The sequence below is a fragment of the Exiguobacterium sp. s34 genome, assembly GCF_018617435.1.
Classification (GTDB): Bacteria; Bacillota; Bacilli; order Exiguobacteriales; family Exiguobacteriaceae; genus Exiguobacterium; species Exiguobacterium aestuarii.
This window is the reverse complement of record NZ_JACSKE010000002.1, coordinates 406,203-427,566: the sequence shown is the minus strand read 5'-3', so window position 1 is coordinate 427,566 and position 21,364 is coordinate 406,203. Positions and strand designations below refer to the sequence as shown.

The following is a 21,364-nucleotide window of genomic DNA, read 5'->3' as shown; positions in this document are numbered from 1 at the left end:
AGACGCGACCGCTTGGTGAAAGGTTGCGAGGGATGGACGCGGAAGTCGCCTCGGAGCTGACTTTCTGAATGGAGTAGGAAAGTTCGGTCCATCGACCGTTATTCGATTTTGAGTGCGCCACTTTGTTGGCGAACTAAGGTGGTACCGCGGAAGATCACGGCTTCTTTCGTCCTTAGCGTATAGGACGAGAGAAGCCGTTTTTGTGTTCATTAACATATAGAGGAGGCGCCACACATGGCCCATGAGACAAATGAAATTACCATGCCGACGAAGTACGATCCTAGTGCGACGGAGTCAAAATGGTACGACTACTGGTTAGAAAACGATGTATTTAAAGCAGACGAGGACGATTCGAAACAACCGTACACGATCGTCATCCCGCCACCGAACGTTACGGGGAAACTTCACCTCGGTCACGCTTGGGACACGACGCTCCAAGACTTGTTGACACGCCTCAAGCGTATGCAAGGCTATGACGTGCTCTGGCTCCCAGGGATGGACCATGCCGGCATCGCGACACAAGCGAAGGTCGAACAAAAGCTCCGTGAAGAAGGCATCATGCGCTACGACCTCGGACGTGAGAAGTTCCTCGAGAAGACGTGGGAGTGGAAAGACGAGTACGCGAAGACGATCCGCGACCAATGGTCAAAACTCGGTCTTGGCCTCGACTACTCACGTGAGCGTTTCACACTCGACGAAGGGCTCTCAAAAGCCGTTCAAGAAGTATTCGTTCGTTTGTATGAAAAAGGCTTGATCTACCGTGGCGAATATATCGTCAACTGGGACCCGGCACAAAAGACGGCCGTTTCGGATATCGAGGTTATTTACCAAGAAGTCGAGGGTGCGTTCTATCACATGAAATACCCACTCGCTGACGGCTCAGGTCACATCGAGATCGCAACGACACGTCCAGAGACGATGCTCGGCGATACAGCGGTTGCCGTCAACCCGAAAGATGAGCGTTACGCGCACCTCATCGGCAAGACGATCATGCTTCCGGTCATGAACCGTGAGATCCCGATTGTTGCGGACGACTACGTCGACATGGAGTTCGGTACAGGTTGCGTGAAGATCACGCCAGCCCACGACCCGAACGACTTTGAAATCGGGAACCGTCACGAGCTTCCACGCATCCTTGTCATGGACGAAGGCGGGAAGATGAACGAGAACGCTGGCAAGTACGAAGGGCTTGACCGCTTCGAATGCCGCAAGCAACTCGTCAAAGACTTAGAGGCGGACGGCACACTCGTGAAGATTGAGCCGCACACGCACTCGGTCGGTCACTCAGAGCGTTCAGGCGCAGTCATCGAGCCATACCTTTCGAAACAATGGTTCGTTGACATGGAGCCACTCTCAAAAGCGGCGCTCGAAGCACAAGGAAACGACGACACGAAAGTCAACTTCGTCCCAGAACGCTTCGAAGGCACATACCTCCGTTGGATGGAGAACATCCGCGACTGGTGTATCAGCCGTCAACTTTGGTGGGGCCACCGCATCCCGGCTTGGTACCATAACGAGACAGGCGAAGTGTATGTAGGAAAAGAAGCGCCAGCGGACAGTGAGAACTGGACACAAGACGAGGACGTCCTCGACACATGGTTCTCGTCAGCGCTTTGGCCGTTCTCAACGATGGGCTGGCCGGACACGGACGCACCGGACTTCAACCGTTACTTCCCAACGAGCGCACTCGTCACGGGATACGACATCATCTTCTTCTGGGTATCACGCATGATTTTCCAATCACTCGAGTTCACAGGGAAGCAACCGTTCAACGATGTTCTCATCCACGGTCTCATCCGCGACTCGGAAGGACGCAAGATGTCGAAATCTCTCGGTAACGGCGTTGACCCGATGGAAGTCATCGACCAGTACGGAGCGGATTCACTCCGTTGGTTCCTCCTCACGGGGTCGACACCAGGGAACGACCTTCGTTTCTATTGGGAGAAGATCGAGTCGACATGGAACTTCTCGAACAAGATTTGGAACGCAAGCCGTTTCGCACTCATGAACATGGACGGACTCAAAGTCGAAGACATCGACCTCACGGGCGAGAAGACACTTGCGGACAAATGGATCTTGACACGCTTGAACGATACAATCGATCAAGTGACACGCCTCGTCGACAAGTACGAGTTCGGTGAAGCAGGTCGTTACCTGTACAACTTCATCTGGGAAGAGTTCTGTAACTGGTACATCGAGATGGCGAAACTCACGCTCTACGGTGAGGACGAAGCAGCGAAGCACACGACACGTTCGGTCCTCGCACACACGCTTGATTCGATCATGCGTCTCATGCACCCGTTCATGCCGTTCCTCACAGAAGAAATCTGGCAGCACTTGCCGCACGAAGGCGATTCAATCGTTCGTGCAAGCTACCCGACGCGTCGTGACGACCTTCACTTCGCAGACTCGGTTCCAGCATTTGAAGCTGTGATGAACGTCATCCGCTCGGTTCGTAACATCCGTGCCGAAGTGAATGCACCGATGTCAAAACCGATCCAGCTCTTCATCTCGACGAGCGACGATGCGACACAAGGTTACTTGAGCGCGAACGAAATGACGATCGGCAAGTTCACGAACGCGACAGAGCTTGAAATCGGACGTGGTCTCACGGCTCCGGACAAGTCGATGTCAGCGATCATGACGGGTGCTGAGCTCTTCATCCCGCTCGCAGACCTCATCAACTTCGAAGAAGAAATCGCACGTCTTGAAAAAGAAGTGGCGAAGTATGAGAAAGAAGTCGAGCGCGTGCAGAAGAAACTCGGAAACCAAGGCTTCATCGCCAAGGCACCGGCTCACGTCATCGACGAAGAAAAGGCAAAAGAAAAAGATTACCTCGACAAGCGTGACGCGGTCCGCGCCCGTTTGGAAGAGTTGCGTAAGTAAGACATTCACCTTCTTTGGAGATTGATTCTCTGAAGAAGGTTTTTTTGTGTTTTGGTAGAATTTGGAGATGTAGAGATGGAAAAGGGGATATGAGATGAAGCGAATCGCGTTATTATGTGTTCTTACATTGGGACTAGCGGGGTGTATGACTCCAAAAGAGACGAAGTCTGTGGAGACGATTGATGTGGAAAAAGTAGAGAAAGTAGAAGTGACTGATGAATCGCAATTTCCCGACGTAGCAGTGACGGGGACGATGATTGCTGAAGTACCATCAGGCACAGAACGGGTCTCGGACGTGGTCTTGGCACAAATCACCCTACAATATGAAGACGGCTCGACAAGACAGTTGTCGAAGGATCACATTTTAACGGAGACGATGGTCGGGGGAATCGGATTAGTTGCGATGACCGTCCCTGACCGTGAAAACCCGTTTGGCGTATTCATTCATGATGGTAAGAAGGGATGGGCGCAACGCGGGATGCAACGCTTCGGGATACCGGAGACGTCCAGTGCGTCTACTCATGGATTAGATCTTCCGGTCAAAGAGATGGAAGTGATCAACTCTGACTATTCAGGTAACGATTGGCCCGTGACGCTTTGGACGTTATACGATGAAACACGCCTCATCAGTATCATTGCGACGGACGATTTCACTGAAATCGAAGGGGAGATGTCGGATCAGCCAAAAGCATATGTGATGGAGCAAGCATACGGGAACGGCTTATATTACTTATCCCAAGGTAAACTCATTATTGTGACAGGAAATGTCTCGGAAGCGGAGTTGTTGAAGCTGGTTGATTCTTTACCTGAACCTTCATCAGGATCGTTTCCTTTCCGCGAATCGGAATAATGCGAACACCCGAGCGTCAAGTGCGACGTTCGGGTGTTTTGTTGACGAGCCACCAGCTTATGACACCAATCCCCACCAGCATCGGGAGTTGAGTATACAGTGGGGTCGTGAAACCGATTCGAAACAAGTGAACAACGTACGTGGAATATAGAGCCGCACCAATAACCAAGAGAGCGATATAGATGTGTCTCACGCGTCTCCCTCCTCACTCCAAAATGGCAAGCGACCTGTTGTGACGTAGTACGAAGACGTGAAGAGTGCACCGATTGCCAAACCGGTCAAATGTGGCTGAATCGGTTGGCCGACTAAAGTTAAATAAAGACTATAAACTACATAAGACGCTGAAGCGGTGATGAGGATCATGAGCGGAATGAGCCATTTCATTTTGTATCACTCCATTCCGACTCATTCAGATGTTTCATGTACTGGACGAACGACACGCTCAAGAAAAAGACGGGCATCGCCCAGACGATATTGCTTAAGTATGGGGCTTGCCAAAGTTCGAGTGCGAGTAAACAGGCAAATCCTAACGAGACGAGTGAGGTGAGTAAGCGCATGTATGGATACCTCCATTTTGTGATACCTTATCTTACGTTTGAAGATTGGAAAATGTTTCAAAAAAACCATCCCGCGAATGCGAAATGGTTCATGTGCCACAAAATGTCTGGTATGGATACGTCCGCGATGGACCTGCTGATACGTACTCAGACGTTTGGTCGTAGTTATAAGGGTCACGCAAAATCTCGAGTAGCGCCTCGGTCGGGCCGAAGTCGCCTCGTTCTGCTGCTTGGATTGCTTTCTCAACATGATGATTACGTGGAATAACGGACGGGTTATATTGACGCATGATTCGACCCACGTCCTCGTTCGGAAGACCTTGCTCGCTCAGGCGTTTTCGCCAAGCGTCGAGCCATGCCTTCCCATCATCTCGAGTAGCGAATGGAAGCGACTCGATTTCATCGAGCGTCAACGCGCGAAACGTATTCGTGTAATCGGCCTCCGTCTCCATCATCAAACGGAGTAACTCATCCGCGAGCGCATCGTCACCGTCTTTTCGGACGTAGAGCCCGATCTTATGTGCAAGACCGGTAAAGTATGCCTCTTTATACAGTTCGGTATAGCGGGTGAGTTGCTTGTTCGCCACATCGACTGCCTCTTCTTTCGTCTCACCAAGAAGCGGCAGCAATGTCTCCGCAAGTCGGGCGAGATTCCAAGAACCGATATACGGTTGGTTCGCATAAGCGTAGCGTCCTTCCCGGTCAATCGAGCTGAAGACGGTCTCCGGGTGATACGTATCCATGAACGCGCAAGGTCCGTAATCGAGACCCTCTCCGCTGATGAACATATTGTCCGTATTCATCACCCCATGAATGAACCCGACGAGTTGCCAGTTGGCGATGAGTCTCGCCTGTCTTTCGACGACGCGTCCGAGGAACTGTTCGTAGCGATCGGGTGCATCGATTAGGTCTGGGTCATGTCGTTTGATCGCATATTCCGTGAGTGCGATGACGTCATCGATTGAACCAGCGCCAGCCGCAAATTGGAACGTTCCAACACGCAGGTGACTCGAGGCGACCCGGGTCAGGATGGCTCCATGCTTTGGACCTTGTCGCATGATCGCTTCTCCCGTCTGAACGACGGCGAGTGCCCGGTTCGTCGGGATGCCTAGCGCGTGCATCGCCTCGCTGATGATAAACTCTCGTACCATCGGACCGAGTGCGGCCCGACCGTCGCCCCCTCTAGAGTATTCCGTCGGTCCAGAACCTTTCAGCTGGACATCGACACGTTTCCCGTTCGGAGTCACGTGTTCCCCGAGCATGAGGGCACGACCGTCCCCGAGCATCGTCAAATTACCGAATTGATGTCCGGCGTATGCTTGAGAGAACGATATCTCCGTTTGACGATTGCCGGCAAGTAAATCGGTATCTTGTTTGAGTCTTTGCGCATCAAGCCCGAGTGTAGCGGCTAATGTATCGTTAAACAAGACGAGTGTCGGATTGTCGACCGGATGGATGGGACCACGGTCGTAAAAGATGTCACGTAATTCGAGGTACGTCGCCTCGAAGTTCCAGTCAGTTGTCATGGCGCATGCCTCCTTCTTCGCTTCGAGTATAGCACAGACTGTTTTCCATAACGGCTGTCGTGAATTTTGATAAGATGAAATAGAAGTGTAAACAGTAGGAGAGTGGAAGATGAAGACGAGACAAGATGTATTCGATTGGTTGAGTGGGCAGCTTCGCTTCGGGATCAAGCCAGGTCTTGAGCGGATGAGTTGGATGATTGAGCAGTTAGGGTTAGAAGAACGTCCATCTATTCATGTAGCGGGCACGAACGGAAAAGGGTCGACCGTTGCGTTTTTAAGGGCGATGGCGATGGAGAATGGTTTATCCGTCGGGACGTTCACGTCTCCTTATATTATTCAGTTCGAGGAACGGATCATGTTGAACGGAGAACCGATTCACGAAGATGCGCTTGTCGACGTTGCGCACCGAGTCAAAGCGTGTGCGGACGAGGCGCCGGAGACGTTGACGGAATTCGAGCTATTGACGATGATGGCATGGTGCTATTTTGATGACACACGTCCTGATGTGATCATTTGGGAAGTCGGTCTCGGGGGACGACTGGACTCGACGAACGTGTTGGCACATCCGCTCGCGACGGTGGTGACATCGATCGGACATGACCATCAAGGGATTCTTGGCGATACGCTGGAAGAGATTGCGCTTGAAAAATTCGGCATCATGAAACGTGACGTGCCGATGTTCCATAGTATCAGTGAGGAGAATTTGGTCGAGCTGTTGCTACAAAAAGGAGACGACATGGGTGCTTCCATTCATGACGTACGAACGCTTGTGACAGAGATCGAGGACGGTGCTGAGACAGTCGTGACGTATGAGGGAATGCCACATGTCGTACTCGGGTTGACGGGTCATCATCAAGCTTATAACGGGGCATGTGCCGTCGCGGTAGCTCGTCATCTCGGTTGGAAGGAAGAGGCGATTCGGTCGGGTCTTGAGCGGGCGCAACATCCGGGGCGATATGAACTCGTCTCCAAACGACCACGGGTGATTTTGGACGGGGCGCATAATCCGGAAGGCATCGAGGCATTAGTTCTGCAAGCCAAACACGAGACAGACGTGACGGTGCTGACAGCCATTTTAGAAGACAAAGACCGCGATACGATGATTGATGCGCTTCAAAGGATTGGCGACGTATATGAGACGACGTTCGACTTTCCACGTGCGAGAACGAAAGAACGATTAATAGAAGATGGAGCGCGCTTTGTCGAATGGCGAGAGTGGCTCAACGATTGGATGGGAGCACCGACGAGTGAAACGTTGATTGTGACTGGGTCTCTGTATTTCATTAGTGAAGTAAGACGTTTTCTAAGTTAAAACACTTACCTGATGTCAAAGAAATAGATGTATATTTTTTCAAGTGGGTGGGATAATTAGTAGTGAAGACTAAAAATAGGGAGGACTATACATTGCGTAAACTCATGCAATACATAGCGGTTCTCGTATTAATCATATCCATTATTCCACAGAGAGCAGTTGCGGAGACCAATCAACCCATATTAAACGTATTGATTCTACGTGATGCTTTTACTTCTTCGAAAGTACTTACAGTGACTGAATACAATAACGCTGTGAAAACGTATCGTGATTCACTGAATTTAAGTGCTGCGAAAGTGAATGCGCAGTTCATGACAATTAAACAATTTAATGCATCCCGTTTCCCGATGACGGGTGCATTCGATGCGGTCATGATTGGGAGTAGTCTATTAACTGAGAAATATAAAAATGGGACGCTTGTTGTCAACTCGAAAAATCATGACACGACGAATCAATTGAATGATTTGACCGAACTGAAGGCGACGGAGCTTTTCAATACGGTTATCCGTGTTGGTTTGCCCCTTTTTATGCATGAAGATGCTGCAAATGGTGATGCACAGTTGAAGCGTTTGGCATCCTATCAACATGATTATACAAACGTGAAAATCTTTAATCAAAATGATCAACAGAATGTCGATCGTGAGATGGCACAGCAGTTGAATCAACTCACTGTTTCTCGCCCGAGATTCAAATCAACTGAAGTGACGTATAACAATCAGTCCATTAGCAATCAGACGATTCAAATAAAAGATGGCGTCCGTTATCCGATTAACTTCGCCTATACGTTATCGCAACTACCAACTTCTTCAGCATTTGTAGAATTGTATATCGATTACGATCACAATGACCGATTTGATGCGGATGAAAAAGTCATTGAGCAACAGGCGAAAGAATCGGGAACGCTTAATTTCACATTATCGCGTCCGACGTTTAGCGGACCGAAAAACTGGATGCTCGTCGTCAAGGATTCATTGACGGGTCGAGCAGACTACCGTAAGGGGAGTATTCTCTACCTCGATGAAAAAGTGAAAGCGAACATTTTGCAGCTCACAGCTGGGTCTGGTACGAACGGAAGAATTTCAAGCTATTTATCTAACATGTTAGTAGACCCAGCTGGGAATTATGAGTTCAATTTAACGGACGGTACAACGAGTCAGTTTGAGGGTGGGACTTATGACCAGGCATTACTCAAAAACGACTACGATATGCTGATTTTTGGGTTCCAGGATTCGTACAACGTTTATGGAAGTATGAACGCCGCGGCTACTGCCAAAGTCAAACGTTTCAGTGAAACAGGACAAGGCGTCATGTTGACGCACGATACGATTTTCCGTACGAATAGTTCATCCTCACCTACTTCCGAGTGGGAACGTCAATTCGTGAATGCCAACCCTTCACTGAATATCTCAGGGCAAAAAATGTACACGAACATGGGATTTGGTGCTCCTGAAACAACCAATAAGGCAGTCAAGGTACAGGATGGGATTTTTACATCTTATCCGTATCGTCTGGATGATGCAGTAAAAAATATCTCAAATACCCATAACCAATATTTCACACTCGATTTGAACGATCCGGATGTGACGCCTTGGTACAACCTGTATTCAACTGGTGGAAATCGTGTATACGGAGATGCAAGCAACCATTACTACACGTATACAAAAAACAACTTTACCTACTCCGGTGCAGGGCACACGAACAAGTTCTCAGTAGAAGATGAGAAGAAAATCTTCATCAATACGATGTATCGCGCTTTTATCGGAGCGAATCATAAACCTTACAACGTGATCGAGTCCGTCAGTGATTCAAACCAGTTTTATACCTCTGCTGATTTAAAAGCTGGGACTGTTGAAGTGACTGCTGGACAAGACGTTAAATTGATGTGGCGGCCAAGCGATTATGACTTCCAAGATTTGTTTCTCAATTCAACAATCACGTTTAATGGGAAGCAGGTCACATTCGAAAGCTTACGCAACTATGAAGTCAAAGAGTTTACGATTCCGGCAGCGGATGTGGTCGCAGACCGACCGATTGAAGTGAAAATCGAGACGTCCGATCAACGGAATGCGAAGGTAATCGACACGTTCACTATCAACGTCAAGCGTGCGGAGAATGTTTCCGACTTGATTCAAGTGTCTCGTTCGATAAATCCGTCGACCATCAACTTGTATGAAACGGGGACAATTCAATATCAGGTTCAATATCCGGAACGTTTCGACCGATTACCGAATCAGTTGGGAGATAAGTTTATACGAGTTGATTTAACGACCTTCACAGAAAAACTACCAAGCCAACTCGAAGTGGTGGCGATTCGTGATGCAAACGGAAACGAATATCCTGTCACGAACCCGAATGAAATCAAGTTACAGCTGAAACCAGACTTGTACTATGAAAGAAACGGGAACACGAACATTTTCCTCCCGAACGATAGTGGAAATCGAACCGTGAAGTTTGAAGTAGTCGTTCGAGCCATCGAGCCTTCTGCTTCACTCATCCAATTGAAAAAAGCGGATAACCAATTAACGACGTTGATTGAGTATTCGAAGAAGCAAGATCACATTTTAGATAAGCACAATGACTGGGATAAAGAACTGACGGTTCAATCCTCATTCCCAGACTTGCTGATCAATATCGGGGCGCCGTATGCGTACGAAGCGAAAATTCCTGACGTCACCTTACAAATCGGGGCACAGCAGATTGTGAGTCCGACCATCACGGATGCGAAAGGCAACACCTTTACGAACCCGAAGTGGAGTAGCTTGAAGTGGGAAATCATTGATGCGAACGGTGTCGCGAGACTCGTCACCCAAGGAAATAATGCGATTGTGACCGGTTTGAAAACAGGAACTGCGAAACTGCGCTTGACAATCGATCCGGGCGATAAGAAACCCCTTGTCGTAGCAGAGTCGAAAGTCAATGTCATCAGTCCGCCTGAGCAACTCACTATCCCGTCGACAGAGCTATATGTCGGTCAAAAGACTACCGTCACACCAAAAGTTATGCCCGAAACGGCCCAATACAAGTCGGTTCGCTATGTCGTCGAATCTGGGGATAGTGTGAAGTTTGAACAAGTTGGAAATAACTTGAACATCATCGGACTGAAACCGGGTACGACTCAATTTAAGGCGACTGTGGATGTCGGTGACCTCTTCGGTGGATTGAATATCGCTACACCGAGCACCGTCTTTACCATCCAAGTCAAGGCGCCATCCTTGATTCAAACGCCGAGCCAACTCGACCTTTGGGTATGGGATAGTTTAAACGAAGAAAAACGCGTGAATGAAGTCGCCTCGATTCTAGTGACCTCAACACCAACCGTATCCATTCCGTTTGAACGAATCGGGTCCATCCCAACCGCTCTGACGGTGACACAAAGTGCGACAGGATATGAATTACGTGCCAACCATGGCTACGGAAATAATGGTGTCGTGACAGACATTCCGATTCAGACGACATTCGATGACAATGCGTTACGAAACATTCGTTCTAACACATCGGTTGTCCGCGTCAACGAATACCCGAACCAATTGATGTCAAAAGATATGACGATCAATATTGGGGAAGGGACGGCACCACGACCACCGCTCCTTGAGTACTGGCCTACGACTTCGACTTGGCGTGACTATCGCATGGAGATTGTATCCGGCGAAGAATATGTTCAAGTGAGTGGATCAGGAAAAGAGTTGATTCCAGTGAAGCCGGGTGTGGCGAAAGTGGAAGTCTACACGACGCTTCCGACTGGAAAACCGTTTGAAGCCGTGAAGGACACGTTTTATGTACGTATCATCCAAACGAATGCCTCAGGACAGGATGATGACCGTTATTAAGTGAATGGCAGAAAGTTGGCGAATGATGAATCGCAAGCGAATGATGATTGGCATCACCGGATTGATTCTCCTCATCGGATTGGGATGGTTCCTGTACTGGAGTCAATCTCAAGCCGAGCTCTCGCAGTTATCCGGTGAGAATTTAGTAAAAGAAGTGAGTCAACGCTCTTCGATGACAGAGGAAGAATTGACAGATTTACAGGCAAGAGAGGAATGGGAGGCCGTCCGATTTGTTTTAGAAAATCAAAAAGTTGTCCCGACAGCTGATCAATTCGCCACAGCAGTGACGATTGCACCCCTAGACGTAATTGAAGCATACTTCGAGCAAGGACTTGACCCATTCGAAGAAGTGGAAGGGATGCCCGTCATCGCACCATTGTTCAGTGCGAACGGCAGTCCGGATCAATGGAAGCTGGCGATGCGTTACGTTGAAGACGAACGACTTCTTGGGATTGCGGTCGACTCGTTGAACCTCGATGCGGTCAAAGAACTCCTCGGGCAAGGCTATACGATTCAAGATACCGAATCGGTGTTATTGCAGCCGGTCCGTCATAATCAGGTCGAGTTGACGCAGCTGCTTCTCGACAACGGCGCGCAATGGACGAAGAAAATGGAACAGACGGCCAAAGACTACAACTCGGACCTCATTCTAAAGATGAGGAACTAAAAAAATCGGCTTCTTCTCAACCAGAGAGGAAGCCGATTTTTTGAATTCATTTCAATTGAACGGGGTGACTGACGAAGAATTGCAGCTGATTCGTGATCGGTAATGTTTCGAGTTGATTAAACACGGAATCGTTATACGTCAGTTTTAAGCGAGACTTTTCGGCCTCGTGAGCCGGAACTTGACGATCGAAGTTCTCAGCTGGGCTTACGCCTTCCCCTCCGTTAAACGTCCCGCGGAAGACGTTCACTTCGAGTGGACCTTTACTGTACAGACCTCCGTTGACCTCGAGAATGGATCCGACCGCATACACATAGGTCGGTTCGTTCGAGTCACTATACATGAATGCCTGGAGCGTCGTCGGTGTGTCGTCAAACTCGTTGATTCGGTTCAACAGGATTTTCCCTTTAGATAAGAGAATGAGCGAGTTCCCTTTGTCTGCATCAATCGGAAGAATATTGGCACGGTCGATGAACGTATCGCCGAGCGTGTAGACCGTCGAACTGAAGGAGACGTCTCCTTTAATGGTCAAGTCACCACGTACAATCAGTGGCCGTGCAATCGTCAACTTCTCAAGTGATTCAATGACGACATCCCCCTCGAAAAGAAGAGGGGCATTCGACTCGGTGATGGATTCCGTGACATACATAGCACGATCCGAAATGGCATCTGGTAATGTCACGATGGTCGGGTCAGTGAGTGCGTTATAAGCATCCGCCCGTAAATACGAAGTCGGGCGTTCGATAATCGAGGTCCCATCTTCCGATAAAACCTTTTCGAGTTCGAATACTTGATTGGTCGAGCGAATCAGACCTTCTCCAAAGATTTTTGAGTCGACATTGTTGGTGTAGGCGAGCGGTGTGTCGAGTCGTCGATTTAAAAATTCGATGATCGAGTAGTCGTATTGGAATAGAGAGAAACGACTCGGGGATACCCCGGCGTCCGCCTTTTCGCCAGCTTGTTCCGTACCTACCGTGAAGTAGTTCTCTTGCTGGCAACTCAAGCAATCGCTCAATTCGACTAAATCGATTCGGCCATTCAAGTGAAGGCGACTGGAATCGACATTTTCAATCTGCTTCGCCACACCATCCAATTGGAAGTTCGCTTGACGCATGAAAGCGAGGGGACCACCTGAATAGATATTTCCTTGAATCGTCGGCATACCGTTCACGTCTAACTGTTCGTCAGACCCGAGGACGTAGTATAGGAAGGACGGGAGTGCCGTCAAATACAGGTCTTGTGTATATTCGACCGAAAGCTCAGGCTGTTCCGGATTCACTTGTCGAGACGCCGTGACGTTCACTTGCAAGATGGTGGTGAATGGTGCCGTCTGTACCGCAGTATCGGTTGCATCTCGCTTCAGTTCGATCGAGTAGCGAACTTCACTATCTGTCGTCAATGCGGTGAATGGTTTATCGTCGACAATGAGAGATTGCACTTTGCTATTAAAAGCTGTTTCGGACTCCATATGAGCTGGGACCTCCATATCGCCATGAAGCGGGAATTGAGTCCGAATCTCATCGGCAATGAGTCGAAGTGCACTTTTCGCATCTTCATTCAATTGTGTGTCTTCCGTTCGGATGACCGTCAGTTTGTTTGTCGCCAAGTTGACTTGCATGGCAGCTAGTGACAGAACAGCTAGAGCTGCCATCGTTACGAGCACAAGCACGAGGACGTAACCGTCTTCACATTTTCGCATCAAGATACCTCCTTTTCTTAAAATGGGATCGAACTTTCGAACGTGGTCACCGAATCTGGGTCATTCGTCTGACTCAAGTCCATCTCGATTTCAATCAATCCTCCAGTCATATATGTCGGGCGTCTTGGGTCAAAGATAGGGTCCTTCAATTCAATGGTCATCCGTTCCACAATGATTTGGGGATTAGACGGAGTGAATGAATCGGGTGACAGCACCAACTCGCTCGGGACGTATCCAGCCTCTCGGTAAATCATTCCGGCATCGGAGATGCCTGGCGTGGACAAACGATAAAATTGGAATGTCCCATCGACTTCCGTCACCGCGTCAAATTCAGTTCGGTTCACGTCAGAGAGGACCGATGCGACCAAATAATCCGCCTCACTCCGAAGTTCACTCGTTTCGTTCGTCATCTGAAAGCCGAGCGTTCCTGTAATGAAGGCCGTGATGATGACCCCGCTTAAAATCGATGCGACGACGACCGTGACGAGTAACTCAACGAGCGTGAAGCCGTCTTCACGTTTTGTTTGATCAGTCAGTTGTCGGTACAGCCGTCTCAGGGAACGGTTCGCGTAATGTCGCATTCGATATGACTCCTTTCAAGGTGACAGGCGTTTGAAGCCGGTCGGTCGTCACCGAGATTTCGACCTCGATTGTGTGCCCGGGTACGGTAGACAACGATTGAATCGCTGCGACGTACGTATCCCCATGAATCCGTGTGTCTTCACAAAAATCGCATGTCGAACTGATCCCGTCCCGATTCAGCAATTGACGTAATTCGAGCGGTTGCTCGATCGTTGCGGCCCTACGGTTCAATGTATGTAAGGTGTTTTGAGCCACTTGGTTGGCAATCGTCTGATTGAGACTGTCGTGGGTCGTCTTCAGACTTTGAGTGAAAATGGTAAGTAGGGAAAATGAGACAATCGAGAGAACGACGATGGAGACGAGTACTTCGACGAGCGTAAAACCTTTTTCGTTATGCGACAAAACGTTGACCTCCTATTCAAAAAAAGTAAAACAATCGGTAAATAACGTATGGAATAATGAATAAATTGTTATTTTTTGTACAATACATATTATACTAAAGTTACACACTGAACGGATACAAAGAATAGTGGACATATAAGACATAGGGGGATTTTTAAATGAAGCGGTATGGGATGCATCTTTTCATTCTGATCGGACTCGTCGCACTCGTGACGTTGCCGACCATCGGACTCGTCAATTACTTAGATGCGTCCGCCGAGTCAAGTACTACATATACAGAAACAACAGTCGCGGGCGTCGATGTTTCGGGAATGACGAAGGAAGAGGCTGACGTTCGTCTCGATAACGCCATCAAAGATTTCAACACGATGCCGTTTTCGGTCAATCTTATGGACGGCACCGCCATTGAGATCGGAAAAGAAGTCGTGACGTTTGACGTACCGAACACGCTCGATTCCATCACGGATGAGGGTGAATACCCACTGTTGACCGCAATCGATGAGTCAAAAGTCGAACCATATCTCGATGGTCAACCTGTAACGATGACGATGATTGCCCCGGCATTGATGGAAGCGGCATCGATGCTTGAGTCAACGGTCGCATTGGAACAAGTCGCGGCAGAGAGTGAAGTCGTTGCTTCATTTACCGTGAGCCCGACTCCGGCGATGCAGTCCACGCTCGATCGAATGAACGGATTCGAGATGGCAGCAGGTGAGATCTTTAGCCTCAAATCGTTCGGGGAAGACTTTGAGGCGCTCACGACGCTCGGCTCTTCGTTTTATCGCATGTTCGCTGCCACGCCGTTCGCTATTCTTGAACGTGTGCCGCATGAGACGCTCCCGTCTGGTGTCGAACTCGGATATGACACGAAAGTGGACGCCCGCTCGAACTTTGCGGTCCAAAACCGTGAGGAGTCGTCATACGCCATTCTCGTTTTGAATGAAGGGAATGCGGTGACCGTCCAATTATTAGGTCAACCATTTGAATCGGCTTACGAGGCACGTGTGGAAGAAGTGACTTCGGTTCCTTATCAAAAAGTCGTCCGTTTCTCTTCGTCACTACCATCAGGCAGCTCCTCTGTCACACAATCCGGGCAAAGTGGCCAGTCAGGCAAGTTGTACCGTGTCAAAGTGACCGAAGAAGGAGAAATGATGGAATTGCTCGGATTTGATTTTTATGCACCGACACCGGAAATCGTGACGAAGAGCTCGGTACCACTTCCGCCACCTGAACCGGTCGAACCGATCATTCCAACATTCCCAGATGAAGAGGTGGAAGAAGACCCGATTTTTGACGATGAAGTAGATGACAACTTTGAAGAACCACCCGTATTTGAAGAAGACCCTGCAGATCAGGAGGCAGTCGGATGATTGGTTATATGATTTTACTTGGCTTTTGGGTATTGGCCACATTGACGTTGTTCGCCTTGTCTGTCCCATCGATGAAAAAGCGTGAAACGAAACTGCTCATCAGTTTATGGACGGCACTTCTTTCGGCAGGGATTTACTATATGGTGACGGAGTCATTGACTCAAGCCTGGTGGGCGTGGTTCATACTCGTTGTCATATTGATTGGTGGAGTGACCGCTAGTACTTTCGTCGAAGAGAGGGAAGTCGAGCAAGAGGAGGCTCCTCAAAGGATGGTGAAGTAACGTGAGACGAACGAAACGAAGACTCGGCGAGATGCTCATCGAGGCGGGACTCATTACGACGAGTCAGCTCGATGAGGCGCTCGAACAAAAACGGCCTGGTGAAAAACTGGGGGATACACTTATTCGGTTGAATCACATTACCGAAACGCAATTGATTCAGATGATTCATGAACAACTACATGTACCGATTATCGAGCTGTATGCTCAGGATATCAACGTGACGGTGACGAAGCTCGTACCGAAAGCATTGGCGCAAAAACATGACGTCATGCCGTATCAGTTGATTGGAAACACGCTTCATATTGCGACAGCCGACCCACTCGATTTGATTGCGATCGATGACGTCCGTTTGCAGACTGGGATGAATATCGAGATTGGCATTTCGACACGTGAACAAATTCGAAAGACAATCAGTCGTTATTATGAGATGGATCATTCACTCGTCGAGATTTTAAAAGAAGATGCACCGGAGATGGATCGACAAGAAACGATGAATCGGGACGATGCCCCAATCATTCGCCTCGTGAACCAAATCTTTTTAAGCGCAATCGATCAACGAGCATCAGATATCCATTTCGACCCGCACGAGAAACAACTTCATGTCCGCTTTCGGATTGATGGAGATTTGCGTACGGAAACGATTTATCCGAAGAAAATTCAAAGTGTCATGCTGACGCGCCTTAAAGTGATGAGTAACCTCGACATCACGGAAAGTCGCTTACCGCAAGACGGACGAATCAAATATACGTTACGCAATCGCGCCTATGACTTCCGTGTGTCGACGCTTCCGACGATGTACGGGGAGAAGATTGTAATTCGAGTGCTCGACTCGTCGCAAGGACTTACGGATTTGACGAAACTAGGGTTCGGGGAACGTAACGAGCAAGCATATCGCGAGATGCTCAAACGTCCAAACGGCATTATTCTCATCACCGGTCCGACCGGTTCAGGGAAGTCGTCGACTCTCTATGCCTCACTAGTAGAGTTGAATGACGAGACGAAAAACATCATCACGGTAGAAGATCCGGTCGAGTATCAGCTAGATGGCATCAACCAAGTTCAGGTCAACTCGAAAGTCGGCTTGACGTTTGCATCCGGTCTTCGTTCGATCTTACGACAAGACCCGAACATCGTCATGGTCGGGGAGATTCGAGACACCGAAACAGCCGAGATTGCCATTCGAGCCTCACTTACGGGACACCTCGTCCTATCGACACTACATACAAACTCGGCCATTAGTTCGATCACCCGTCTCGTCGACATGGGAGTTGAACCGTTCCTCGTCGCTGCTTCGACGACCGGACTCGTCGCGCAGCGTCTCGTACGACGCGTCTGTCGTGACTGTGGTCAGGCAGAACCGGTCTCGAAAAGTGAGCAACGTCTCTTCGAGGCAGAAGGCATTCACATTGACCGAATTGTTCGCGGGAAAGGATGCGCCTCGTGCAACTCGACAGGATATCGTGGGCGTCTCGCCATTCATGAAGTGATTCCAATCAACGAAGGGTTACGACGGATGATCATGAACCAGGCGACCGAGTCTGAGATGGTGGAATATGCGAAGTCGCAAGGCGCGACGTTCTTACTGGCTGACGGATTAGAAAAAGTCGCAGCCGGGTTGACGACGACGGAAGAAATATTACGAACGGTCATTACGGAGAGTGCTTATGATTAATCAATCGATTGAAGTCATCTTGACGAATGCGGTCGAGCGACGCGCCTCAGACATTCATTTGACGGCGGGTTCTCCACCGATCATTCGGGTAGATGGGAGTCTGATCACGATGGGCGAGGAGAAAGTGCTACCTCATCATCTTGAAGGGTTTTTAAAAGAAATTATGACGGATGATATGCGTGAACGTCTCGAACATGAGCGTGATCTCGACTTCTCGTTCGGGGTGCCGCGTGTCTCACGCTTCCGTGTCAACGCCTACTATCAAAGGGGAACGATTGCGATTGCATTCCGTTCGATTTCCGGGGAAATCCCGACATTAAATGAACTCAACTTGCCGACGGTGTTGAAGCGATTGATTGAGAAGCCACATGGTCTCATCCTCGTGACAGGGCCGACCGGTTCTGGGAAATCGACGACACTTGCGGCGATGATTCATGAGATCAATCGGACGCAACGAAAGCGGATCATCACGTTAGAAGATCCGATCGAGTATTTGCATTCACATGATCAAAGCATCGTCGACCAACGCGAAATTGGTTCGGACGTCATGAAGTTCGTGAGCGGTCTAAGAGCCGCTTTACGACAAGATCCGGACGTCATTTTGCTCGGGGAGATGCGTGACTTGGAAACGATTTCGACGGCGATGACAGCAGCCGAGACGGGGCACCTCGTCATGGCGACGCTCCACACGTCGAGTGCGATGTCGACCGTGAGCCGGATCATCGATGCGTTTCCGGCGGAGCAGCAAGACCAAATTCGGACGCAACTTGCGAACGTATTGATTGGCGTCGTCAGTCAACGATTGTTCCCACGGATCGATGTGCCGAAAGGTCGTGTCGCTGCCATGGAGATTATGTTAGGGAACCCGGCTGTCGCCAACTTGATCCGAAATGAAAAAGAGTTCCAGCTTCCGACCGTCATCCAGACGAGTCGACAGCATGGCATGCAGTCGATGGATGCCGCGATCGAACAGCTCGTTCGGCAAGGGATCATCAATCCGAACGCCGTCCCGACAGAAGAGATGAGGTGATGAGTGATGGCGATATTTCAGTATGAAGGAAAGCTTCTGAACGGTAAGCGTAAGAAAGGTCGCATCACGGCCGTCTCGCTTCGGGAGGCGAAAGATAAGTTACGCCAAGAATCGATTCTCGTGACAGACTTGTCCGAACTCGAGTCGACCGGCTTAAACAAAGAGGTCAATATCCTACCGGAACGCGTCAAAATCGAACATCTAATCATGTATGTCAGACAGTTCGCGACGCTCATCCGGGCGGGGGTGCCAATCGTCCGCGCGACATCCATCTTGCGGGTACAGACCGAGTCGAAAGTATTGAAGAAGACACTCAGTCAAGTCGAGGACGACTTAAAGGAAGGGATCGCTTATTCTGAAGCGATTAAGAAGCATCCACGCGTCTTTTCGAACTTCTTCAGTTCGATGGCACTTGCCGGGGAGACGAGCGGTAACTTGGAGGAGGCGCTCGACCAGATTGGGCTCCAACTCCAGAAACAGTATGATGTGAAGCGGAAAGTCATCTCCGCTCTGACGTATCCGTTGGTCGTCTCGATTGTCGCCATCGGCGTTGTCGCTTTCTTGATGGTGAACGTCGTTCCGACGTTCGCGAGCATCTTCGGTCAACTCGGTGGTGAGCTTCCGCTCATCACGAGAATCGTTGTCGCCGTTTCAGACTTTATCGCGGCGTTCTGGTGGCTCTTACTCACCATCGCCATACTCGGGGTGTTTGTGTTCACGTGGATGCTGAAGCGGGACCGAGAACGATTTGTCATCGATCGCTTGCTGCTCAAGATGCCGATTTTCGGACCAATCGTGACGAAGTCACAAATCGCGCTACTGACGCGAAGCTTGGCCGTCCTGTTACAGGCAGCGGTTCCGATTTTAACGGCCATCGAGATCACGGAACGCATCGTGTCGAACCGCGTCATCCGAAACGGATTGACGGAAGCGCGAGAAATGATGGCACAAGGGATCCCGCTCCACGAGCCACTCATGCGCAACTCGAACTTCCCGCCGCTCATGACGCAAATGATTGCGGTCGGAGAAGAAAGTGGGGATTTAGATTCGATGTTAAACGAAGTCGCCGAGTTCTATGAGACAGAAGTCGAGACGACGACGGACCGACTCAAGTCGATTATCGAGCCACTTCTCATCGTTGTCTTAGCGAGTATCGTCGGGGTGATTGTCATCTCAATTGTCGTTCCGATGTTCCAAATCTATGGCGATATTCAAAATCAGTAAACGGAATATGCAGAGTTTTGAAAATATACCTTTTCAATACTATATTTAGAAGGTATAGTAAAATTGTTCTACTTCTAGTTTAGGTATTTTGTAATAAATCTAGCTTACATGCAGCACAACACACAAAAGGGGAGAATGAATCATGGTAGAGAAGTTGAAAATGATTTGGCAAGATGCCAAACAATTAAAAGATGAGCGTGGACTTACACTCGTCGAGCTACTCGTCGTCGTTGTTATTTTAGGAATTATCGCAGCCATCGCGGTTGTTGCAATTGGTGGGATTATTGAGAACTCGAAGAAGGATGCAATGGTTGCTGATGCGAAGCAGATGGTCAGTGCGGCGAAATTGTATGTCGCTTCGAATGAAGTAGGTAATGGTACAGTAATTCGTTTTGTTGGTACTAAGGCAGACTCAGAAGCTAACGGAGTAAATATGATTGACACAATGAAAGATCCATTTGGCTCGACTTATAATAATGGGGTAGTTTATGTCACAAAAGGTGCTGACAACAAATATACATACAAAGTATGGCTTGATGGCGCGAAAGACATCGGAACTGCTGCTACGGTTGATGGTACAGTTGCTAGTAGTGGTTTAAATAAAGATTCAGTTAAAGATTTAGTGAATTAATAATAAATCAATCTCCGGCTGGCGCTGGGCACTCGCTCAGCCTAGCCGGTTTTCTGTTTTTGGCATATACTGACAAAAGGAGGATCCTCCCTTGATTGAATTGATTGGATTCTTATATAGCATCGTCCTCGGGGCGGTTATCACGTCGTTCACGAACGTCGTCGGGCTCCGCGTGCCACGTCAACAATCTATCGTGACACCGCGCTCACATTGTCCGTCTTGCGGTCACGAATTGTCACCGTGGGAACTCATCCCGATTCTCGGCTATCTCGCTCTCAGAGGGAGATGCCGTGGGTGTGGCGAGCGGATCGCGCCGACGTATCCGATTTTCGAATTGCTCGGAGCCATCGGATATGGCTATAGCTATACACTTTACGGATTTAGTGTGACGACGCTTCTCGCGTTCGCCTTCTTATCGACGTTGTTGGCGCTCGCCGTATCTGATTTATCGACGATGCTCGTACCGAACGTCATCTTGCGTATCACAGCACCGATCTTACTCGTTCTTACCTATGTGGCAGGGGCCACGTGGTGGTCACCGCTTGCTGGGGCATTTCTTGGATTTTCTCTTTTAGCGACCGTCTTTTTCGTCTCGAAAGGGGGACTTGGGGCAGGGGACGTCAAATTGTTTACTATGATCGGTCTCGTGCTCGGTCCTCGTGATGTACTCGTCGCTTTGTTCTTGTCGAGTTTGATTGGAGCGGTTGTCGGAGTGACCTTGATCGCCTCAAAGAAAATTGGACGAAAACAACCGATTCCGTTCGTGCCATCAATCGCGCTCGGGACGATGTTGACGTTTTGGTTTAGTGAAAGCTTTTTTGATTGGTATTTTGAGTTGATGTAGGGGGAAA

19 protein-coding genes and 1 other annotated feature (1 of these 20 running past the window's edge) are annotated in these 21,364 nt (G+C 49.1%); of the genes, 12 read left to right on the top strand and 7 right to left on the bottom strand.

The window, feature by feature from the left end:
• Window positions 1-177, top strand: a binding site (T-box leader) (it extends 46 nt beyond the left edge of the window).
• 57 nt (window positions 178-234) lie between these two features.
• Window positions 235-2,886: a valine--tRNA ligase gene (locus KNO87_RS05810; RefSeq protein ID WP_214794351.1), complete on the top strand. Its 2,652-nt coding sequence runs from the start codon at window positions 235-237 to the stop codon at window positions 2,884-2,886.
• A gap of 94 nt (window positions 2,887-2,980) precedes the next feature.
• Window positions 2,981-3,736 (top strand): hypothetical protein, encoded by a 756-nt coding sequence (locus KNO87_RS05805; RefSeq protein WP_214794349.1) that lies wholly within the window; start codon window positions 2,981-2,983, stop codon window positions 3,734-3,736.
• Window positions 3,737-3,752: 16 nt separating this feature from the next.
• Here KNO87_RS05805 and KNO87_RS05800 read toward each other — a convergent pair whose 3' ends face one another.
• The 4 genes from KNO87_RS05800 to KNO87_RS05785 all read right to left on the bottom strand — a co-directional run bounded on the left by KNO87_RS05800 (window position 3,753) and on the right by KNO87_RS05785 (window position 5,819).
• Window positions 3,753-3,929 carry a hypothetical protein gene (locus KNO87_RS05800; RefSeq protein ID WP_214794347.1) on the bottom strand — a complete coding sequence of 59 codons (177 nt, stop codon included), beginning with the start codon at window positions 3,927-3,929 and terminating at the stop codon, window positions 3,753-3,755.
• Entirely contained in the window at window positions 3,926-4,120 is a 195-nt protein-coding gene (locus KNO87_RS05795) for a hypothetical protein (RefSeq protein WP_214794345.1), read from the bottom strand. The genes KNO87_RS05800 and KNO87_RS05795 overlap by 4 nt, the downstream gene beginning before the upstream one ends.
• On the bottom strand, window positions 4,117-4,293 hold the full coding sequence (locus tag KNO87_RS05790) for a hypothetical protein (protein WP_158024788.1): 177 nt from the start codon (window positions 4,291-4,293) through the stop codon (window positions 4,117-4,119). Before KNO87_RS05790 ends, KNO87_RS05795 begins: the two co-directional genes overlap by 4 nt.
• A gap of 89 nt (window positions 4,294-4,382) precedes the next feature.
• Window positions 4,383-5,819, bottom strand: coding sequence for a protein adenylyltransferase SelO (locus tag KNO87_RS05785; RefSeq protein ID WP_214794343.1), 1,437 nt, complete (start codon window positions 5,817-5,819; stop codon window positions 4,383-4,385).
• A gap of 109 nt (window positions 5,820-5,928) precedes the next feature.
• Between KNO87_RS05785 and KNO87_RS05780 the strand changes: the two genes are divergently transcribed.
• The 3 genes from KNO87_RS05780 (at window position 5,929) to KNO87_RS05770 (ending at window position 11,625) form a co-directional block, all read left to right on the top strand.
• Window positions 5,929-7,131, top strand: coding sequence for a bifunctional folylpolyglutamate synthase/dihydrofolate synthase (locus KNO87_RS05780; RefSeq protein WP_214794341.1), 1,203 nt, complete (start codon window positions 5,929-5,931; stop codon window positions 7,129-7,131).
• A 92-nt stretch (window positions 7,132-7,223) separates the two neighbouring features.
• Window positions 7,224-10,958, top strand: coding sequence for a DUF5057 domain-containing protein (locus KNO87_RS05775; RefSeq protein ID WP_251126753.1), 3,735 nt, complete (start codon window positions 7,224-7,226; stop codon window positions 10,956-10,958).
• A 22-nt stretch (window positions 10,959-10,980) separates the two neighbouring features.
• Window positions 10,981-11,625, top strand: a complete 645-nt coding sequence (locus KNO87_RS05770; protein ID WP_214794339.1) for a hypothetical protein — start codon at window positions 10,981-10,983, stop codon at window positions 11,623-11,625.
• A gap of 46 nt (window positions 11,626-11,671) precedes the next feature.
• On the opposite strand, the gene KNO87_RS05765 is transcribed toward KNO87_RS05770, so the two are convergent.
• From KNO87_RS05765 to KNO87_RS05755, 3 genes are read right to left on the bottom strand one after another with little or no spacing between them, the layout of a single operon-like run.
• A complete protein-coding gene (locus KNO87_RS05765; protein ID WP_214794337.1) occupies window positions 11,672-13,321 on the bottom strand; it encodes a hypothetical protein in 1,650 nt (549 codons plus the stop codon).
• 17 nt (window positions 13,322-13,338) lie between these two features.
• On the bottom strand, window positions 13,339-13,902 hold the full coding sequence (locus tag KNO87_RS05760; RefSeq protein ID WP_214794335.1) for a prepilin-type N-terminal cleavage/methylation domain-containing protein: 564 nt from the start codon (window positions 13,900-13,902) through the stop codon (window positions 13,339-13,341).
• Window positions 13,850-14,305: a prepilin-type N-terminal cleavage/methylation domain-containing protein gene (locus KNO87_RS05755; protein WP_214760535.1), complete on the bottom strand. Its 456-nt coding sequence runs from the start codon at window positions 14,303-14,305 to the stop codon at window positions 13,850-13,852. The genes KNO87_RS05760 and KNO87_RS05755 overlap by 53 nt, the downstream gene beginning before the upstream one ends.
• 158 nt (window positions 14,306-14,463) lie before the next feature.
• Here KNO87_RS05755 and KNO87_RS05750 point away from each other — a divergent pair, with 158 nt between their 5' ends.
• The 7 genes from KNO87_RS05750 to KNO87_RS05720 all read left to right on the top strand — a co-directional run bounded on the left by KNO87_RS05750 (window position 14,464) and on the right by KNO87_RS05720 (window position 21,357).
• Window positions 14,464-15,675 carry a G5 domain-containing protein gene (locus KNO87_RS05750; RefSeq protein ID WP_214794333.1) on the top strand — a complete coding sequence of 404 codons (1,212 nt, stop codon included), beginning with the start codon at window positions 14,464-14,466 and terminating at the stop codon, window positions 15,673-15,675.
• Window positions 15,672-15,956, top strand: a complete 285-nt coding sequence (locus tag KNO87_RS05745; protein WP_214794330.1) for a hypothetical protein — start codon at window positions 15,672-15,674, stop codon at window positions 15,954-15,956. The genes KNO87_RS05750 and KNO87_RS05745 overlap by 4 nt, the downstream gene beginning before the upstream one ends.
• 1 nt (window position 15,957) lies before the next feature.
• A complete protein-coding gene (locus KNO87_RS05740; RefSeq protein WP_214794328.1) occupies window positions 15,958-17,628 on the top strand; it encodes a GspE/PulE family protein in 1,671 nt (556 codons plus the stop codon).
• Entirely contained in the window at window positions 17,621-18,658 is a 1,038-nt protein-coding gene (locus KNO87_RS05735; RefSeq protein WP_214794326.1) for a type IV pilus twitching motility protein PilT, read from the top strand. Before KNO87_RS05740 ends, KNO87_RS05735 begins: the two co-directional genes overlap by 8 nt.
• A gap of 6 nt (window positions 18,659-18,664) precedes the next feature.
• Complete coding sequence (locus KNO87_RS05730; RefSeq protein ID WP_214794324.1) at window positions 18,665-19,882, top strand: type II secretion system F family protein; 1,218 nt, start codon at window positions 18,665-18,667, stop codon at window positions 19,880-19,882.
• Window positions 19,883-20,024: 142 nt separating this feature from the next.
• Window positions 20,025-20,513 carry a prepilin-type N-terminal cleavage/methylation domain-containing protein gene (locus KNO87_RS05725; RefSeq protein WP_214794322.1) on the top strand — a complete coding sequence of 163 codons (489 nt, stop codon included), beginning with the start codon at window positions 20,025-20,027 and terminating at the stop codon, window positions 20,511-20,513.
• A 91-nt stretch (window positions 20,514-20,604) separates the two neighbouring features.
• Complete coding sequence (locus KNO87_RS05720; RefSeq protein WP_214794320.1) at window positions 20,605-21,357, top strand: prepilin peptidase; 753 nt, start codon at window positions 20,605-20,607, stop codon at window positions 21,355-21,357.
• Window positions 21,358-21,364 lie beyond the last annotated feature (7 nt).

What these genes read in the sequence shown, in the direction of transcription:
- KNO87_RS05795 (WP_214794345.1), bottom strand. Translation starts at nt 4,120, where the DNA reads ATGAAATGGCTCATTCCGCTCATGATCCTCATCACCGCTTCAGCGTCT.
- KNO87_RS05785 (WP_214794343.1), bottom strand. Translation starts at nt 5,819, where the DNA reads ATGACAACTGACTGGAACTTCGAGGCGACGTACCTCGAATTACGTGAC.
- KNO87_RS05760 (WP_214794335.1), bottom strand. Translation starts at nt 13,902, where the DNA reads ATGCGACATTACGCGAACCGTTCCCTGAGACGGCTGTACCGACAACTG.
- KNO87_RS05725 (WP_214794322.1), top strand. Translation starts at nt 20,025, where the DNA reads ATGGTAGAGAAGTTGAAAATGATTTGGCAAGATGCCAAACAATTAAAA.
- KNO87_RS05805 (WP_214794349.1), top strand. Translation starts at nt 2,981, where the DNA reads ATGAAGCGAATCGCGTTATTATGTGTTCTTACATTGGGACTAGCGGGG.
- KNO87_RS05765 (WP_214794337.1), bottom strand. Translation starts at nt 13,321, where the DNA reads ATGCGAAAATGTGAAGACGGTTACGTCCTCGTGCTTGTGCTCGTAACG.
- KNO87_RS05810 (WP_214794351.1), top strand. Translation starts at nt 235, where the DNA reads ATGGCCCATGAGACAAATGAAATTACCATGCCGACGAAGTACGATCCT.
- KNO87_RS05745 (WP_214794330.1), top strand. Translation starts at nt 15,672, where the DNA reads ATGATTGGTTATATGATTTTACTTGGCTTTTGGGTATTGGCCACATTG.
- KNO87_RS05730 (WP_214794324.1), top strand. Translation starts at nt 18,665, where the DNA reads ATGGCGATATTTCAGTATGAAGGAAAGCTTCTGAACGGTAAGCGTAAG.
- KNO87_RS05750 (WP_214794333.1), top strand. Translation starts at nt 14,464, where the DNA reads ATGAAGCGGTATGGGATGCATCTTTTCATTCTGATCGGACTCGTCGCA.
- KNO87_RS05790 (WP_158024788.1), bottom strand. Translation starts at nt 4,293, where the DNA reads ATGCGCTTACTCACCTCACTCGTCTCGTTAGGATTTGCCTGTTTACTC.
- KNO87_RS05780 (WP_214794341.1), top strand. Translation starts at nt 5,929, where the DNA reads ATGAAGACGAGACAAGATGTATTCGATTGGTTGAGTGGGCAGCTTCGC.
- KNO87_RS05770 (WP_214794339.1), top strand. Translation starts at nt 10,981, where the DNA reads ATGATGAATCGCAAGCGAATGATGATTGGCATCACCGGATTGATTCTC.
- KNO87_RS05735 (WP_214794326.1), top strand. Translation starts at nt 17,621, where the DNA reads ATGATTAATCAATCGATTGAAGTCATCTTGACGAATGCGGTCGAGCGA.